16 protein-coding genes are annotated in these 16,496 nt (G+C 71.3%); 12 read left to right on the top strand and 4 right to left on the bottom strand.

What is annotated here, in order from left to right; translation table 11 throughout:
- Positions 1-272: 272 nt before the first annotated feature.
- Positions 273-821, top strand: a complete 549-nt coding sequence (locus tag ACIRD7_RS26585) for a TetR/AcrR family transcriptional regulator (RefSeq protein WP_403457536.1) — start codon at positions 273-275, stop codon at positions 819-821.
- Between the two features lie 82 nt (positions 822-903).
- Here the strand turns inward: ACIRD7_RS26585 and ACIRD7_RS26590 are convergent, their stop codons facing one another.
- Entirely contained in the window at positions 904-1,863 is a 960-nt protein-coding gene (locus ACIRD7_RS26590) for a DeoR/GlpR family DNA-binding transcription regulator (protein WP_403457538.1), read from the bottom strand.
- 166 nt (positions 1,864-2,029) lie between these two features.
- Complete coding sequence (locus ACIRD7_RS26595; protein WP_403457539.1) at positions 2,030-3,478, bottom strand: NAD(P)H-quinone dehydrogenase; 1,449 nt, start codon at positions 3,476-3,478, stop codon at positions 2,030-2,032.
- 96 nt (positions 3,479-3,574) lie between these two features.
- Here ACIRD7_RS26595 and ACIRD7_RS26600 point away from each other — a divergent pair, with 96 nt between their 5' ends.
- The 3 genes from ACIRD7_RS26600 to ACIRD7_RS26610 all read left to right on the top strand — a co-directional run bounded on the left by ACIRD7_RS26600 (position 3,575) and on the right by ACIRD7_RS26610 (position 6,833).
- Positions 3,575-4,012: a gamma-glutamylcyclotransferase gene (locus tag ACIRD7_RS26600; protein ID WP_403457540.1), complete on the top strand. Its 438-nt coding sequence runs from the start codon at positions 3,575-3,577 to the stop codon at positions 4,010-4,012.
- A 121-nt stretch (positions 4,013-4,133) separates the two neighbouring features.
- Complete coding sequence (locus ACIRD7_RS26605) at positions 4,134-4,958, top strand: purine-nucleoside phosphorylase (RefSeq protein ID WP_403457541.1); 825 nt, start codon at positions 4,134-4,136, stop codon at positions 4,956-4,958.
- A 243-nt stretch (positions 4,959-5,201) separates the two neighbouring features.
- Entirely contained in the window at positions 5,202-6,833 is a 1,632-nt protein-coding gene (locus ACIRD7_RS26610; protein ID WP_403457542.1) for a phospho-sugar mutase, read from the top strand.
- A 74-nt stretch (positions 6,834-6,907) separates the two neighbouring features.
- Here ACIRD7_RS26610 and ACIRD7_RS26615 read toward each other — a convergent pair whose 3' ends face one another.
- Positions 6,908-7,597 (bottom strand): PH domain-containing protein, encoded by a 690-nt coding sequence (locus ACIRD7_RS26615; RefSeq protein ID WP_403457544.1) that lies wholly within the window; start codon positions 7,595-7,597, stop codon positions 6,908-6,910.
- A gap of 201 nt (positions 7,598-7,798) precedes the next feature.
- On the opposite strand from ACIRD7_RS26615, the gene deoC reads away from it, so the two are divergent.
- The 5 genes from deoC (at position 7,799) to ACIRD7_RS26640 (ending at position 12,334) form a co-directional block, all read left to right on the top strand.
- Positions 7,799-8,764, top strand: a complete 966-nt coding sequence (deoC, locus tag ACIRD7_RS26620; RefSeq protein WP_403457545.1) for a deoxyribose-phosphate aldolase — start codon at positions 7,799-7,801, stop codon at positions 8,762-8,764.
- Positions 8,765-8,769: 5 nt separating this feature from the next.
- The gene (locus ACIRD7_RS26625; RefSeq protein WP_403457546.1) at positions 8,770-10,227 is read left to right on the top strand and encodes an aldehyde dehydrogenase family protein; all 1,458 of its coding nucleotides are present in this window, start codon (positions 8,770-8,772) and stop codon (positions 10,225-10,227) included.
- Positions 10,224-11,123, top strand: a complete 900-nt coding sequence (locus ACIRD7_RS26630) for an aldehyde dehydrogenase family protein (RefSeq protein WP_403457547.1) — start codon at positions 10,224-10,226, stop codon at positions 11,121-11,123. The genes ACIRD7_RS26625 and ACIRD7_RS26630 overlap by 4 nt, the downstream gene beginning before the upstream one ends.
- Positions 11,124-11,307: 184 nt before the next feature.
- Positions 11,308-11,943 (top strand): uridine kinase, encoded by a 636-nt coding sequence (locus ACIRD7_RS26635; RefSeq protein WP_403457548.1) that lies wholly within the window; start codon positions 11,308-11,310, stop codon positions 11,941-11,943.
- A 58-nt stretch (positions 11,944-12,001) separates the two neighbouring features.
- The gene (locus ACIRD7_RS26640) at positions 12,002-12,334 is read left to right on the top strand and encodes a DUF6281 family protein (protein ID WP_403457549.1); all 333 of its coding nucleotides are present in this window, start codon (positions 12,002-12,004) and stop codon (positions 12,332-12,334) included.
- 191 nt (positions 12,335-12,525) lie between these two features.
- On the opposite strand, the gene ACIRD7_RS26645 is transcribed toward ACIRD7_RS26640, so the two are convergent.
- Positions 12,526-13,287 carry a SigE family RNA polymerase sigma factor gene (locus ACIRD7_RS26645; RefSeq protein WP_403457550.1) on the bottom strand — a complete coding sequence of 254 codons (762 nt, stop codon included), beginning with the start codon at positions 13,285-13,287 and terminating at the stop codon, positions 12,526-12,528.
- Between the two features lie 267 nt (positions 13,288-13,554).
- Here ACIRD7_RS26645 and afsQ1 point away from each other — a divergent pair, with 267 nt between their 5' ends.
- From afsQ1 to ACIRD7_RS26660, 3 genes are read left to right on the top strand one after another with little or no spacing between them, the layout of a single operon-like run.
- Positions 13,555-14,232, top strand: coding sequence for a two-component system response regulator AfsQ1 (afsQ1, locus tag ACIRD7_RS26650; protein WP_403457551.1), 678 nt, complete (start codon positions 13,555-13,557; stop codon positions 14,230-14,232).
- Positions 14,229-15,809, top strand: a complete 1,581-nt coding sequence (locus tag ACIRD7_RS26655) for an ATP-binding protein (RefSeq protein WP_403457553.1) — start codon at positions 14,229-14,231, stop codon at positions 15,807-15,809. Before afsQ1 ends, ACIRD7_RS26655 begins: the two co-directional genes overlap by 4 nt.
- Positions 15,809-16,420 carry a hypothetical protein gene (locus tag ACIRD7_RS26660; protein ID WP_403457554.1) on the top strand — a complete coding sequence of 204 codons (612 nt, stop codon included), beginning with the start codon at positions 15,809-15,811 and terminating at the stop codon, positions 16,418-16,420. Before ACIRD7_RS26655 ends, ACIRD7_RS26660 begins: the two co-directional genes overlap by 1 nt.
- Positions 16,421-16,496 lie beyond the last annotated feature (76 nt).

The raw sequence follows: 16,496 nt of genomic DNA on the forward strand, positions 1-16,496 counted from the left end.
TGAACGCGCACAAGGCCGGCACCATCAAGGGCCTGGCCGCCGAGGTCGGCGCCTCCCTCACCTCCGGCGCCCCCATCTGCGAGATCAAGGACTGACGGATACGGCGACGAGGCGCCCGGCGGACTGGAGCTGACAGTCCGCCGGGCGCCTCGTTCTGTGCCCGGTGGCATTCTGGAGGCACACCGGGCGGGCGAAAGGCGGGTGCGGGCATGGCGGGCGCGACTTCGAGCGATGCCACGGAGAGCCCCGGCGTGGCGGCACCATCACGTGCCATGCGCGCCGACGCCCGCCGCAATCACGAGCGTCTGCTCACCGAGGCCCGCTCCGCGTTCGCCGAGCACGGCACGGACGCGTCCCTGGAGGACGTGGCCCGCCGGGCGGGCGTCGGCATCGGCACCCTGTACCGCCACTTCCCCAACCGCGACGCCTTGTTGAGCGCGGTCTTCGAGGAGGCGGCCGGCGACCTGCTGGCCCGCTCCCGGGAGCTCCTGCGCTCGCCGGAGCCGTGCGCGGCTCTGGTGACGTGGCTGCGCGAGATGGTCACGCACGCGGGCGAGTACCGCGGCCTGGCCCACGCCCTGATGTCGGTGTCCGACGACAAATCCTCCGCCCTGGCCCGGTGCAGCGACCCCATCAGAGAGGCGGGCGGCGCACTGCTGTCACGGGCCCAGGAGGCGGGAACAGTCCGTCCCGACGTGGCGATCGGCGACCTGCTCCAGCTCACCCACGCGATCGCGCTGGCGGCGGAGGAGACACCGGGGGACCCGGAGTTGGCGGACAGATTGCTGCACCTGACACTCCGGGGCCTGAAGCCCGCCTAGGGGCACGATGTGCGGCTCCACGACAGGCGGGGACACACCCCACACTCGCGTATCCGCACACGCCCTGCGGCGAGCAGCCGAACTACCGCCGCCGCATGTCCGCGACCCGCGCGCGCTCCCGCTCGCCCCCGGGCTCACCGAGCACCGTGGCGGCACTGCGCAACCCCGGCCCGCCCCCCGGAGGGACCTGCCCTCGCCTCGGCCCCGGCAGCGCACGCGTCTGTCGCCGCGCCGGGACCTCGTCACCCCCCGGTGCCCCGCTCGCCCCGGCCACGGCGATCTGCACCCCCTGATCGGCAAGGGCCTGCAGCTCGGTGTGGGCACGGTCGTCATGAGCCGGCGGCTCATCGGTCACCAACCGCGTGATGACGTCCGTCGGCACCGTCTGGAACATCGTGTCCGTGCCGAGCTTCGTGTGATCGGCGAGGACGACGACCTCGGCGGCCGCCTGGACCAGCGCCCGGTCGACGGACGCGGAGAGCATGTTGGACGTGGACAGCCCGCGCTCGGCGGTGAGCCCGCTCCCGGAGAGGAAGGCGCGCGACACCCGCAGTCCTTGCAGGGACTGCTCGGCTCCGCTGCCGACGAGGGCGTAGTTGGAGCCGCGGAGCGTACCGCCCGTCATCACGACCTCGACCCGGTTGGCATGGGCCAACGCCTGTGCGACCAGGAGGGAGTTGGTGACGACGGTCAGTCCGGGCACCCGGGCGAGCCGGCGGGCCAGTTCCTGGGTGGTGGTCCCCGCCCCGACGACGATCGCCTCGCCCTCCTCCACGAAGTTCGCGGCGAGGTCGGCGATGGCGGTCTTCTCGGCGGTCGCGAGATGTGACTTCTGCGGAAAGCCGGACTCCCGCGTGAACCCGCCCGGCAATACCGCACCGCCGTGCCGGCGGTCGAGGAGTCCTTCTGCCTCCAGTGCGCGCACGTCCCGCCGTACGGTCACTTCGGAGGTCTGGACGACGCGGGCGAGCTCACGGAGCGACACGGCCCCGTTCGCTCGCACCATTTCGAGGATCAATTGGCGACGTTCTGCAGCGAACACGAAACTGACAGTAACCCCAACGACCGTCTGGTTTCAGCAGTTTGCGCCGAATAACAGAAGTTGTTCGCACGCAAGGGCAAGGAGTGGTATAGAGCCTAGTCTCCCCGCCTATGCCGTACGCATGCTCGACAACTCCCCGTGACCAGCGACGAATCGGTTTCAGCCGTCAGAGTTCGCCGCCGGACTTCCGAGTGTGCAGCTGCCGTGCCACCTCGGCGATCGAGCCCGAAAGGGAGGGGTACACGGTGAAGGCGTTCGCGATCTGTTCGACCGTCAGATTGTTGTCGACCGCGATCGAGATCGGGTGGATCAGTTCCGAGGCGCGCGGGGAGACGACCACACCGCCGACCACGATGCCCGTGCCCGGCCGGCAGAAGATCTTGACGAAACCGTCCCGGATGCCCTGCATCTTCGCGCGCGGGTTGCGCAGCAGCGGCAGCTTGACGACCCGGGCGTCGATCTTGCCCGCGTCCACGTCGGCCTGCGTGTAGCCGACGGTGGCGATCTCGGGGTCGGTGAACACGTTCGACGACACGGTCTTCAGGTTCAGCGGAGCCACGGCATCGCCCAGGAAGTGGTACATGGCGATACGACCCTGCATGGCGGCCACCGAGGCGAGCGCGAAGACACCGGTGACGTCACCGGCGGCGTACACACCGGGCGCGGTCGTCCTGGACACCTTGTCGGTCCAGATGTGCCCGGACTCGCGCAGCTTGACGCCGGCCTCCTCCAGGCCCATGCCCTCGGAGTTCGGGATGGCGCCGACGGCCATGAGGCAGTGGGTGCCGCTGATGACGCGCCCGTCGGCGAGCGTGACCTCGACCCGGTCGCCGACCCGCTTGGCGGCGGCGGCGCGCGAGCGCGCCATGACGTTCATGCCACGCCGCCGGAAGACGTCCTCCAGCACGGCCGCCGCGTCCGGGTCCTCACCCGGCAGCACACGGTCACGGGACGACACGAGGGTGACCCGCGACCCGAGCGCCTGGTAGGCACCGGCGAACTCGGCGCCGGTGACACCCGACCCGACCACGATGAGCTCCTCGGGCAGCTCGTTGAGGTCGTAGACCTGGGTCCAGTTGAGAATCCGCTCACCGTCGGGCTGGGCGTCGGGCAGCTCACGCGGATGACCCCCGGTGGCGATCAGAACCGCGTCCGCGACGAGCGTCTCCTCACTCCCGTCCGCGGCGCTCACCACGACCTTGCGCGACCCGTCGAGCCCCTGCATGCCCTCCAGCCGCCCCCGGCCGCGCATCACCCGCGCGCCGGCCCGCGTCACCGAAGCGGTGATGTCGTGGGACTGCGCGAGCGCGAGCCGCTTGACACGCCGGTTGACCTTGCCCAGGTCGACGCCCACGACGCGGGCGGGCGTGTCGATGTGCGGGGTGTCGTCGGCGACGATGATCCCCAGCTCCTCGTAGGAGGAGTCGAAGGTCGTCATCACCTCGGCCGTGGCGATCAGGGTCTTCGACGGCACGCAGTCGGTGAGCACCGACGCCCCGCCCAGACCGTCGCAGTCGACGACGGTCACCTCCGCGCCGAGCTGAGCGGCGACCAGCGCCGCTTCGTATCCGCCGGGTCCGCCACCGATGATCACGATCCGAGTCACGTACTCCATTGTCCCGCACACCTCACCAAGCCACTGCCCGGGGCCCCGCCCGAGACACCACCGTTACGGGAGGGGCACACGATCCACCTGCCGTACCCTCTCCCCATGTCGCTCTACGCCGCGTACGCCGGCAATCTCGACGCGCGGCTGATGACCCGCCGCGCCCCGCACTCGCCGCTGCGCGCCACCGGCTGGCTGAACGGCTGGCGGCTGACGTTCGGGGGCGAGCAGCTGGGCTGGGAGGGCGCGCTCGCAACGCTCGTCGAGGACCCGTTGGAACAGGTCTTCGTCTCCCTGTACGACGTCGCCCCGATGGACGAGGACTCCCTCGATCGCTGGGAGGGCGTGGGGCTGGGCATATACCGCCGCCTCCGGGTCCGGGTGCACACCCTGGAGGGCGAGGAGCAGGCCTGGACGTACGTCCTGAACGCCTACGAGGGCGGCCTGCCGTCGGCCCGCTACCTGGGCGAGATCGCGGACGCGGCGGAGTCGGCCGGCGCACCCCACGACTACGTGATGGAGCTGCGCAAGCGCCCCTGCTGACCCACAGGCCCCTCCAACCCCACCGGCCCCACGTTTTCGTTGGAAACGACAAGACAACGATCGCCATCCCGTGAGCTCTGTCATCTACGCGCGTAGGCCCAAACCGGCTACCCTCAGTCGCGTGAACGCATCTCTTCTTCCGGACGACATCCAGGGCGACCCGCACGCCGCCGCCGACGCCGCCGCCTCGCGCCTGCGCGAACTGACGGGCGCCGAGACCCACGACGTCGCCCTCGTGATGGGCTCCGGCTGGGCTCCGGCCGTGGACGCCCTCGGCGCCCCCGAGGCCGAGTTCCTGGTCACCGAGCTGCCCGGGTTCCCCCCGCCGGCGGTGGAAGGGCACGGCGGCAAGGTCCGCTCCTACCGGATCGGCAACAAGCGCGCCCTGGTCTTCCTGGGCCGCACCCACTACTACGAGGGCCGCGGCGTGGCCGCCGTATCCCACGGCGTCCGCACCGCCGTGGCGGCCGGCTGCAAGACGATCGTCCTCACCAACGGCTGCGGCGGCCTGCGCGAGGGCATGCGCCCCGGCCAGCCGGTCCTGATCAGCGACCACATCAACCTCACGGCCACCTCCCCCATCATCGGCGCCAACTTCGTCGACCTCACCGACCTCTACTCCCCCCGCCTGCGCGCCCTGTGCAAGGAGATCGACCCCACGCTGGAGGAGGGCGTCTACGCCCAGTTCCCCGGCCCGCACTACGAGACGCCGGCCGAGATCCGCATGGCCCGCGTGATCGGCGCGGACCTGGTGGGCATGTCGACGGTCCTGGAGGCGATCGCCGCACGCGAGGCCGGGGCGGAGGTGCTGGGCATCTCCCTCGTCACCAACCTGGCGGCGGGCATGACGGGCGAGCCCCTCAACCACGAGGAGGTCCTCCAGGCGGGCCGCGACAGCGCGACGCGGATGGGTTCCCTCCTCGGCCAGGTGCTGGGCCGTCTCTGACGAGTCCGCGCCCCTGGGAGTCGCGGTCGCCCACGGCGGTGAGGCGACGGGGTGGGGGTGCGGCGTGCGTCAACGCGGGAGACTCTCCTGACGTACGGCAACCGCCCGACCGAGGACGGACACCCCCCCACCCCGGCCCCGCCCCACGACACAACCGTCGGCGCTGCGCGCACCCCACCGCACCCGCGCAGGCCGCCGCAGGCATCACACCCGCACCCACCGACCACGAGAGGCTGACCCGACGTGCAAGACGACCTCATCGCCCGGGCCCAGGCATGGCTCGCCGAGGACCCCGACCCGGAGACCCGCGACGAGCTCGCCAAGCTCATCGAATCCGGCGACCTCACCGAGCTCGCGGACCGCTTCGCCGGCACCCTCCAGTTCGGCACCGCGGGCCTGCGCGGCGAAATCGGCGCCGGCCCGATGCGCATGAACCGCACGGTCGTCATCCGCGCCGCCGCCGGCCTCGCCGCGTACCTCAAGAAGCAGGGCCACACGGACGGCCTCGTCGTCATCGGCTACGACGCCCGCCACAAGTCGGAGGACTTCGCCCGCGACACGGCCGCCGTCATGACCGGCGCCGGCCTGCGCGCCGCCGTACTCCCCCGCCCGCTGCCCACCCCGGTCCTCGCGTACGCGATAAGGCACCTCGGCGCCGCCGCCGGCGTGGAGGTCACCGCCAGCCACAACCCGCCCCGAGACAACGGCTACAAGGTCTACCTCGGCGACGGCTCCCAGATCGTCCCGCCCGCGGACATCGACATCGCGCAGGAGATCGCCGCGGTCCCGTCCCTCACCGTCGTCCCCCGCCCCACCGAAGGCTGGGAGACCCTCGACGACAGCGTCCTCGAGGCCTACCTCGCCCGCACGGACGCGGTCCTCGCCCCCGACTCTCCGCGCACCGCCCGCACCGTCTACACGGCGATGCACGGCGTCGGCAAGGACGTCCTCCTCGCCGCCTTCGAACGCGCCGGCTTCCCCACCCCCGCCCTGGTCACCGAGCAGGCCGACCCCGACCCGGACTTCCCCACCGTCGCCTTCCCCAACCCGGAAGAGCCCGGCGCGATGGACCTGGCCTTCGCCAAGGCCCGCGAGACGGACCCCGACCTGGTCATCGCCAACGACCCGGACGCCGACCGCTGCGCCGTGGCCGTCAAGGACGGCGCGGACTGGCGGATGCTCCGCGGCGACGAGGTGGGCTCCCTGCTCGCCGCCCACCTGGTGAACCGCGGAGCACAGGGCACCTTCGCCGAGTCGATCGTCTCCTCCTCCCTCCTCGGCCGGATCGCCGAGAAGGCGAACCTCCGCTACGAGGAGACCCTCACCGGCTTCAAGTGGATCGCCCGCGTCGAAGGCCTGCGCTACGGCTACGAGGAGGCCCTCGGTTACTGCGTCGACCCCGAGGGCGTACGCGACAAGGACGGCATCACCGCCGCCCTGCTGATCACGGAGCTGGCCTCGGTCCTCAAGGCCGAGGGCCGCACGCTCCTCGACCTGCTGGACGACCTCGCCGTGGAGCACGGCCTGCACGCCACGGACCAGCTCTCGGTGCGCGTCCAGGACCTGTCGGTCATCGCGAACGCCATGCGGCGCCTGCGCGAGCAGCCCCCGACCGAGCTCGCCGGCCTGGCCATCACCCGCGCCGAGGACCTCACCAAGGGCACCGAGACCCTCCCGCCCACGGACGGCCTGCGCTACACGCTCGAGGGCGCCCGCGTCATCGTGCGACCCAGCGGCACCGAGCCCAAGCTGAAGTGCTACCTGGAGGTAGTCGTCTCGGTCGCGTCCCACGCCGACCTCCCGGCCGCCCGAGCCAAGGCGACCGACCTCCTGGCGACGATCAAGCGGGACCTGTCCACGGCGGCAGGCATCTGATCCGCACCGCCACCCCGTGATCCCTCTCGAAAGGGTGCCCCCACGCGGAGGCACCCTTTCGGGTCGCGCCCCGCTCAGCCGATCGCCAGCAGAATCACCAGCAGCACGGCCCCCGCCACGGCCGGCCCCACCACCTCGTACGCCCACCGCACGGTCACCTCACCCTGCGCGGACTCCGCGTTCTCGCGATGCTCCAGCAGCTGACGCAGATCGTCCATGACCTTGTCGGTCTCGGCCCGCATGGGCCCGTCCGCGTCGACGTCCGCCCGCGGCACACCGAGCCCGCCGAACCCCATGCCACCGCCCCCACGCCGCTCACCGCGCGCGGCGGCGCTGCGGTCCGCGGCAGCCCGGGCCGTGCGCCGCGCGGCCTTCTTGCGGGCCCGCAGCGACACCGGCACCGCCCACAGCTGGAACTTGGTGCCGGACTTGGCGACGACCTCGTTCGAGTAGCCGGAGCGCAGCGCGGCGATCTGCCCCCAGGGCAGCACGATCACACGGAGCGGGTTGCGGATCCTCAGCCGCTCCTCGTTGGCGTAGACGGCGGGGCGCAGGGTGAACGCGGTCACCATCGGCACGAGGAGGATCAGCGCCGCGAGCGCGAGCCACTGCGTGCGGCTCTCGCCGCGCAGCAGGGCGTCGAGACCGAGCCAGAGCACGATGAGCAGCAGCAGGACGCCGCCGACGATGCCCATGGGCGAGCGGTAGACCCGGTCCTTCGTGGCGGGGTCCGGGGTGGGGGGCTGATGCTCCGGGGTGGTCATGGGCCCGATTGTGCCCCATGCCTGCGACGCTCGAACGAGTGCCCGTTCACCGCAGAGGCTCTGGTCCGGTATGGCGGACGCGGGCCGCGTGTGGCTGGTCGCGCAGTTCCCCGCGCCCCTCAGGGCGTGATGCCACCCGCGATCACAGCAAGCCACCTCCTCGGGGTGTACAGCCGCTACGCGCGTAGATATGCTCGTCTGGTGACCATGCCCACCAATGCATCTGCCGCAGCTCACGCACTCACGGACGTCACCGCGTCCGACAGCACGCTGCGCCGCTTCCTCCACGGGCTGCCGGGTGTCGACGCGGTCGGCCTGGAGGGGCGGGCCGCGTCCCTCGGTACCCGTTCCATCAAGACGACCGCCAAGGCGTACGCCATCGACCTCGCCATCTCGATGGTCGACCTGACGACGCTGGAAGGCGCGGACACCCCGGGCAAGGTCCGGGCGCTCGGCGCCAAGGCGGTCCGTCCCGACCCGACCGACCGCACGGTGCCGCCGACGGCCGCCGTCTGCGTCTATCCCGACATGGTGGCCACCGCCAAGGAGGCCGTCGCCGGGTCGACCGTGAAGGTCGCCTCGGTCGCGACCGCCTTCCCCGCGGGCCGCGCGCCCCTCGGGGTGAAGCTGGCGGACGTCCGCGAGGCCGTCGCCGCCGGCGCCGACGAGATCGACATGGTCATCGACCGGGGCGCGTTCCTCGCCGGGAACTACATGAAGGTCTACGACGAGATCGTCGCCGTGAAGGAGGCCTGCGGGGCGGCCCGCCTCAAGGTCATCTTCGAGACGGGCGAGCTGTCGACCTACGACAACATCCGGCGGGCGAGCTGGCTCGGCATGCTGGGCGGCGCCGACTTCATCAAGACGTCGACCGGCAAGGTCGCGGTGAACGCCACTCCCCCGAACACCCTCCTTATGCTGGAAGCGGTGCGGGACTTCCGCGCCCAGACCGGCATCCAGGTCGGTGTGAAGCCGGCCGGCGGGATCAGGACGACCAAGGACGCCATCAAGTTCCTCGTGCTGGTCAACGAGACCGCCGGCGAGGACTGGCTCGACAACCACTGGTTCCGCTTCGGCGCCTCCTCGCTTCTGAACGACCTGCTGATGCAGCGGCAGAAGCTGGCCACCGGCCGCTACTCCGGCCCCGACTACGTGACGGTGGACTGATCACCATGGCATCGGTATTCGAATACGCACCGGCCCCCGAGTCCCGCTCGATCGTCGACATCGCGCCGTCGTACGGCCTGTTCATCGACGGCGAGTTCGTGGAGGCGGCCGACGGCAAGGTCTTCAAGACCGTCTCGCCGTCCACCGAGGAGGTCCTCGCCGAGATCGCCCAGGCGGGCGAGGCGGACGTGGACCGTGCCGTGAAGGCGGCCCGCAAGGCGTTCGAGAAGTGGTCGGCGCTGCCGGGCTCGGAGCGCGCGAAGTACCTCTTCCGCATCGCCCGGATCATCCAGGAACGAGCCCGTGAGCTCGCCGTGCTCGAAACCCTGGACAACGGCAAGCCGATCAAGGAGACCCGCGACGCGGACCTCCCGCTGGTCGCAGCGCACTTCTTCTACTACGCGGGCTGGGCCGACAAGCTCGACCACGCGGGCTTCGGCGCGAACCCCCGCCCGCTGGGCGTCGCGGGCCAGGTCATCCCCTGGAACTTCCCGCTCCTCATGCTGGCGTGGAAGATCGCCCCGGCGCTCGCGACCGGCAACACGGTCGTCCTGAAGCCCGCCGAGACGACCCCCCTCTCCGCGCTCTTCTTCGCGGACATCTGCCGCCAGGCGGGCCTGCCCAAGGGCGTCGTCAACATCCTTCCCGGATACGGCGACGCGGGCGCCGCCGTCGTCGCGCACCCGGACGTGAACAAGGTCGCCTTCACCGGCTCCACGGCCGTCGGCAAGGAGATCGCCCGCACGATCGCCGGCACCCGCAAGAAGGTCACCCTGGAACTGGGCGGCAAGGGCGCCAACATCGTCTTCGACGACGCCCCGATCGACCAGGCCGTCGAGGGCATCGTCAACGGCATCTTCTTCAACCAGGGCCAGGTCTGCTGCGCCGGCAGCCGGCTGCTGGTCCAGGAGTCGATCCAGGACGAGCTGCTGGACTCCCTCAAGCGCCGGCTCTCCACGCTCCGCCTCGGCGACCCGCTGGACAAGAACACCGACATCGGCGCGATCAACTCCGAGGAGCAGCTCACCCGGATCACCTCGCTCGTCGAGCAGGGCGAGGCGGAGGGCGCCGAGCGCTGGTCGCCGGCCTGTGACATCCCGGAGAGCGGCTACTGGTTCGCGCCGACGCTGTTCACGAACGTCACCCAGGCGCACCGGATCGCCCGCGACGAGATCTTCGGCCCGGTGCTGTCGGTGCTGACGTTCCGTACGCCGGACGAGGCCGTCGCCAAGGCCAACAACACGCCGTACGGCCTGTCGGCCGGTATCTGGACCGAGAAGGGCTCGCGGATCCTCGCGGTCGCGAACAAGCTGCGCGCAGGCGTGATCTGGTCCAACACGTTCAACAAGTTCGACCCGACCTCGCCGTTCGGCGGTTACAAGGAGTCGGGCTTCGGCCGCGAGGGCGGCCGCCACGGCCTGGAGGCGTACCTCGCCCCGTCGAGCCCGGAGGGCGAGCGATGAAAAACACAGTTGACGCGACCCGACTCTCCGTCTTCAAGACCTACAAGCTGTACGTCGGGGGCAAGTTCCCCCGCTCCGAAAGCGGCCGGGTGTACGAAGTGACCGACTCGAAGGGCAACTGGCTGGCCAACGTGCCCCTCTCCTCCCGCAAGGACGCCCGTGACGCCGTGGTCGCCGCGCGCAAGGCGTTCGGCGGCTGGTCCGGCGCGACGGCGTACAACCGCGGCCAGATCCTCTACCGCATCGCCGAGATGCTGGAGGGCCGCCGCGATCAGTACGTCCGCGAAGTCGCCGACGCCGAGGGCCTGTCGAAGTCGAAGGCGGCCGCTCAGGTCGACGCGGCGATCGACCGCTGGGTCTGGTACGCGGGCTGGACGGACAAGATCGCCCAGGTCGTGGGCGGCGGGAACCCGGTCGCGGGCCCGTTCTTCAACCTGTCCTCGCCCGAGCCGACCGGCGTGGTCGCGATCGTGGCCCCGCAGGAGTCGTCGTTCCTGGGTCTGGTGAACGTGCTCGCCCCGGTGATCGCGACGGGCAACACGGCGATCGTGGTGGCGTCGGAGAAGGCCCCGCTGCCCGCCCTGTCCCTGGGCGAGGTGCTGGCCACCTCCGACCTGCCCGGCGGTGTCGTCAACGTCCTGTCCGGCCGTACGGCGGAGATCGCCACGCCGCTCGCCGCCCACCAGGACGTCAACGCGATCGACCTGGCGGGCGCCGACGAGGACCTGGCCAAGGAGCTGGAGATCGCGGCGGCGGACAACCTCAAGCGCGTGCTGCGTCCACAGCCTGTGGATCACGCCGCCACGCCCGGCATCGACCGTATGACGGCGTTCCTGGAGACCAAGACGGTCTGGCACCCGACGGGCTCGCTGGGCGCGTCCGGCTCGTCCTACTGAGGCCCGGCCGGCACCGAGACCGGAGAGCCGCGCTTCCCCGCCGTCCCGGGGAGGCGCGGCTCTCTGCCGCGCGCGGAGGCGGGGCGGCCGGGTTAACGCCGCGTGCAGTCGCGGTGTGATCCGCGCATCAAACGTGGTCCGCCGGGTCGTTCCCGGGCCCCTCGATGCCTCACACTGGTGTCCCGTGAGTTCCCCATCGCCCATACCGACGCGAGTCGTGCTGCTCTGCGGCCCCTCCGGCTCCGGCAAGTCCCTTCTCGCGGCCCGCTCCGGTCTTCCGGTGCTGCGGCTCGACGACTTCTACAAAGAAGGCGACGACCCGACTCTGCCCCTGGTCCCGGCGAGTTCCGACATCGACTGGGACCACCCCGACTCCTGGGACGCGGACACGGCCGTGGCCGCGATCGCGGAACTCTGCCGCACGGGCCGTACGGACGTGCCGGTGTACGACATCTCGCTGAGCGCCCGCACCGGCGCGGAGACGGTCGACATCGGGCGAACCCCGCTCTTCATCGCCGAGGGCATCTTCGCGGCCGAGATCGTCACGCGCTGCCGGGAACTCGGCGTGCTGGCCGACGCGCTGTGCCTGAGCCGCGGACCGATGAAGACCTTCCGCCGCCGCTTCCTGCGCGATCTCAAGGAGGGCCGCAAGTCGGTGCCCTTCCTGCTGCGCCGCGGCTGGCGCCTGATGCGCCTGGAGCGCTCGATCGTCGCCCACCAGACGTCCCTGGGCGCACACGCCTGCGACCGCGACGAGGCCCTGGGCCGGCTGACCGCGGCAGCGGCAGGACGCCGCCCGGCGGCGACTCCGGCCGCCTGAACGAAGACGGCGCCTCCTCCGTCGTAGGCCTGAGATCTTGCGACGGAAAAGGACGACGATGAAGCGTGCGGCTCTGCTCGTGACGGTGGCGGTACTGGCGGTGGCCGGTTGTACGGGCGGCGCGAGCGGCGGGACCTCGGCCGGGGCCTCCTGTTCGGGCCTGGTGACCTACGACGGCCGCGACTACCTGCCCACCGAGAAGTCGGTCTTCACCGTCGGCGAGCGGCTGGGAACCGCCACGGTCCCGGAGTGCGACGACACCCCGAACGACGGGGAGGCCGGCATCCCCGAGAGCACGACCGGCGTCTACGCGATCGAGGGGATCGATCCCGCCGAAGGCGTCGCCGTGGGGGACAGTCCCGCCGAGGCGGCTCCCATGGCCGCCCGCTGACCGCACAGCGAAGCGGGACTGGACGGACCCCCCGGCCCTCCAGCCCCGCTCACGTTGTGCTCCGCCCACGTCCCCCGTGGCGGAGCATCCCCCGTTCCCCCGTGCTTCCCCTCCTCGGTGGGTCCCCCGTTGGCCCCCCAGCCCCCGTGGTCCCCCCCTTGTTACCGCTCCCCCGCGGTCCCCCCGGACCTTCAGGCGACAAGCTCCCCGAAGGCGTCCTCCTCGTCACGGCCGAAGCTGAGGACCTCGTCCTCGCGCAGCCGGCGGAGCGACCGCCAGATGCTCGACTTCACCGTGCCGACACTGATGCCGAGGATCTCCGCGATCTCCGGGTCGGTGCGGCCCTCGTAGTAGCGAAGGACCAGCATCGTCCGCTGGAGTTCGGGCAGCCGGGCCAGCGCCTGCCACAGGACCGCGCGCAGCTCGGTGCCGCGCATCGCGTCCGTGTCGCCGGGCGTCTCCGGCAGCTCCTCGGTCGGGTACTCGTTCAGCTTGCGGCGGCGCCACGCGCTGATGTGCAGATTCGTCATGGTGCGGCGGAGGTATCCGCCGACCGCGGCCTTGTCACTGATCCGGTCCCACGCCTTGTACGTCGAGAACAGCGCGCTCTGCAGCAGGTCCTCGGCCTCGAAGCGGTCACCGGTGAGGTGGTAGGCGGTCGCGTACAGGGAGGCGCGGCGCTCCTGGACGTAGGCGGTGAACGCCGCTTCGGCGTCCACGGCCTCCGTCGTCGGGCGACGACGCTCCCCCGAGTCCTCCCTGTACGCGGCTCCCCCGTGCGTTTCCCCCGTGGAACTGTCAACCACCGTCATGTACACGGTGTGCTGACGCCCGGTGCCGCGAGCGCACCCCCGCCCGCTCACGGCACCGGACTTCTCGGAACCCCGGCCCCCGTTCACGTCGTGCAGACGCGTGATCACTGCGCTGTTGCTGGTGCCGTGCAGCGTGTTCATCTCGCGCCCCCCGTCGTGGACTTCCGGTGTTCTGCTTGGTGCGGCTCGCTGTGTTGCGTCCTGCTGTCTTGCCTGTGCCGAAAAGCTTGCCCGGGCACCTTCATCGCTGTGTCCGCCGACTGTCACAGACCTGTCACAGGGGCCTGTGCCACAGCCCGCCCCCGGCACCGGCACAGCGCGAGCACAGTGAGCAGCGCTACGCGCACGTATCCGTACTGCTCGTACAGGTGTCGAAAGACCACCCCCGCATGGGCCAGAATGTGCCCCGTGCCTTCCCTGTTGCTGATCGAGGACGACGACGCCATCCGCACGGCCCTGGAGCTCTCACTGACGCGCCAGGGACACCGGGTGGCCACCGCTGCCACCGGCGAGGACGGTCTGAAACTGCTGCGTGAGCAGCGGCCGGACCTGATCGTGCTGGACGTGATGCTGCCCGGCATCGACGGCTTCGAGGTCTGCCGTCGCATCCGGCGCACCGACCAGCTGCCGATCATCCTGCTGACCGCGCGCAATGACGACATCGACATCGTGGTCGGACTGGAGTCCGGCGCGGACGACTACATCGTCAAACCCGTGCAGGGGCGGGTCCTGGACGCCCGCATCCGGGCCGTGCTGCGGCGCGGCGAGCGGGAGTCCAACGACGCGGCGACCTTCGGCAGCCTCGTCATCGACCGCGCCGCGATGACCGTGACCAAGAACGGCGAGGACCTCCAGCTCACCCCGACCGAGCTGCGTCTGCTGCTCGAACTGAGCCGCCGGCCGGGCCAGGCCCTGTCCCGCCAGCAGCTGCTGCGCCTGGTCTGGGAGCACGACTACCTCGGCGACTCCCGCCTCGTGGACGCGTGTGTCCAGCGGCTGCGCGCCAAGGTCGAGGACGTCCCGTCGTCCCCCACGCTCATCCGTACCGTCCGCGGTGTCGGCTACCGCCTGGACGCGCCTCAGTGACGGACGCGCAGGGGGGATTCCGCGGCTGGGTCGCGGCTCGCAAGGGAGTGTGGTCGAGGCTGCGTTTCACCAGCCTGCGGCTGCGGCTGGTGGTCGTCTTCGGTCTGGTCGCGCTCACGGCCGCCGTGTCGGCGTCCGGCATCGCGTACTGGCTCAACCGTGAGGCGGTCCTGACCCGGACGCAGGACGCGGTGCTGCGCGACTTCGAGCAGGAGATGCAGAACCGCGCGGGCCTGCTGCCGCAGGAGCCCACGCAGGACGAACTCCAGCACACCGCCGGTCAGATGGCCAACAGCAGCCAGCGCTTCAGCGTCCTCCTCGTCGCCCAGGACGCCGCCGGCCAGCCCGCGTACGGCAGCTCCGGCGGCCTGGACGGCTTCACCCTCGCTGACGTGCCCGAGTCGCTGCGCACCGCGGTGAACGAGAAGCAGCAGGTCAACTCCACCAACAAGGCCGAGTACCACCTGTACTGGCAGCGGATCGTGGAGAACGACACCCCGTATCTGATCGCCGGCACGAAGGTCAACGGCGGCGGTCCGACGGGGTACATGCTCAAGTCGCTGGAGCAGGAGGCCAAGGACCTCAACTCGCTGGCCTGGTCGCTCGGCATCGCCACGGGCCTCGCCCTGATCGGCTCCGCGCTGCTCGCGCAGGCCGCCGCCACGACCGTACTGAAGCCGGTGCAGCGCCTCGGGGTCGCCGCCCGCCGCCTCGGCGAGGGCAAGCTGGACACCCGTCTGCGCGTCTCCGGCACGGACGAACTGGCCGACCTGTCCCGGACGTTCAACAACGCGGCCGCGGCGCTGGAGAAGCGGGTCGCCGACATGGCCTCGCGCGACGAGTCCTCCCGCCGCTTCGTGGCCGACATGTCCCACGAACTGCGCACCCCGCTGACCGCGATCACGGCCGTGACCGAGGTGCTGGAGGAGGAGCTGGAGGCGGAGTCCGGCTCGATGGACCCCATGATCGAGCCTGCCGTACGCCTCGTCGTCAGCGAGACCCGCCGGCTGAACGACCTGGTGGAGAACCTGATGGAGGTCACCCGCTTCGACGCGGGCACGGCCCGTCTCGTCCTCGACGACGTCGACGTCGCCGACCAGATCACGGCCTGCATCGACGCCCGCGCCTGGCTGGACGCGGTCGACCTGGACGCCGCGCGCGGCATCGTGGCCCGCCTCGACCCGCGCCGCCTGGACGTCATCCTGGCCAACCTCATCGGCAACGCCCTCAAGCACGGCGGCTCCCCGGTGCGCGTCGCGGTCCGCGAGGCGGACGACTCGGTCGTCATCGAGGTCCGGGACCACGGCCCCGGCATCCCCGAGGACGTCCTGCCGCACGTCTTCGACCGGTTCTACAAGGCCAGCGCCTCCCGCCCCCGCTCCGAGGGCAGCGGCCTGGGCCTGTCCATCGCCCTGGAGAACGCCCACATCCACGGCGGCGAGATCACCGCCGCCAACTCCCCCGAGGGCGGTGCGGTGTTCACCCTCACCCTGCCCAGGGACGCCTCGGATCTGGCGGAGCGGCTGAACAACGGCAACGGCAAGAACGCCGACGACGAGAAGAAGGGAGACGCCTGATGCAAAAGCTCGGCCATCGTCTGCTGGCCCTCTGCGCGCTGTCGGGCGCCCTGCTCGCCGGCTGCGGCATACGTTCCACGGAGGTGCCCACCGACTTCGGGCCGGCCCCCTCCCGCGTGCACTGCTCCCTTTCGGAACCGAACGTGTCGACGCAGGCCGCCCGGGGGCTGCCCGTGCAGGTCTTCCTGCTGTGCGGCTCCCAACTGGTCGCGGTGGACCGGACCGTACGCGTACCGGAGGGCACGGCGGACTCGGCCCGCCGCGTCCTGGTGGCCCAGGGCCTGCTGGACGAGCTGGAGGCGACACCGTCACCGGCCGAGAAGGAGGCGGGCTACACCACGGACGTGCGGGGCGCCATGGGCGTCACCGGCCCGCGCCGCGACGACCCGGAGGAGACCCTCCGGCTGAGCGTGTCGCCCGAGGACCTCACGTCGTTCGCCCTGGCCCAGATCGTCTGCACCTTCTCGGACTCCTCGGCGGCGGAGGGCGACGGCTCGGTCATCCTGGGCGGCCCCACCACCGCGCCCCCGCGCCGCTACGAGTGCACGGACGAGGTCCGCACCCGGCCGGGCAGCAACGAGCCCCCGTCGACCGAGGTGACGGACGGCTGAGCGGCTCGGCGAGGGCCCCGGTCCCGTGCTGGGCGGCCCTCCCGGAGCCACCCGTGTGGCGGACACCTCACCCGGT

The organism is Streptomyces sp. NPDC093568 (genome assembly GCF_044764945.1).
GTDB lineage: Bacteria > Actinomycetota > Actinomycetes > Streptomycetales > Streptomycetaceae > Streptomyces.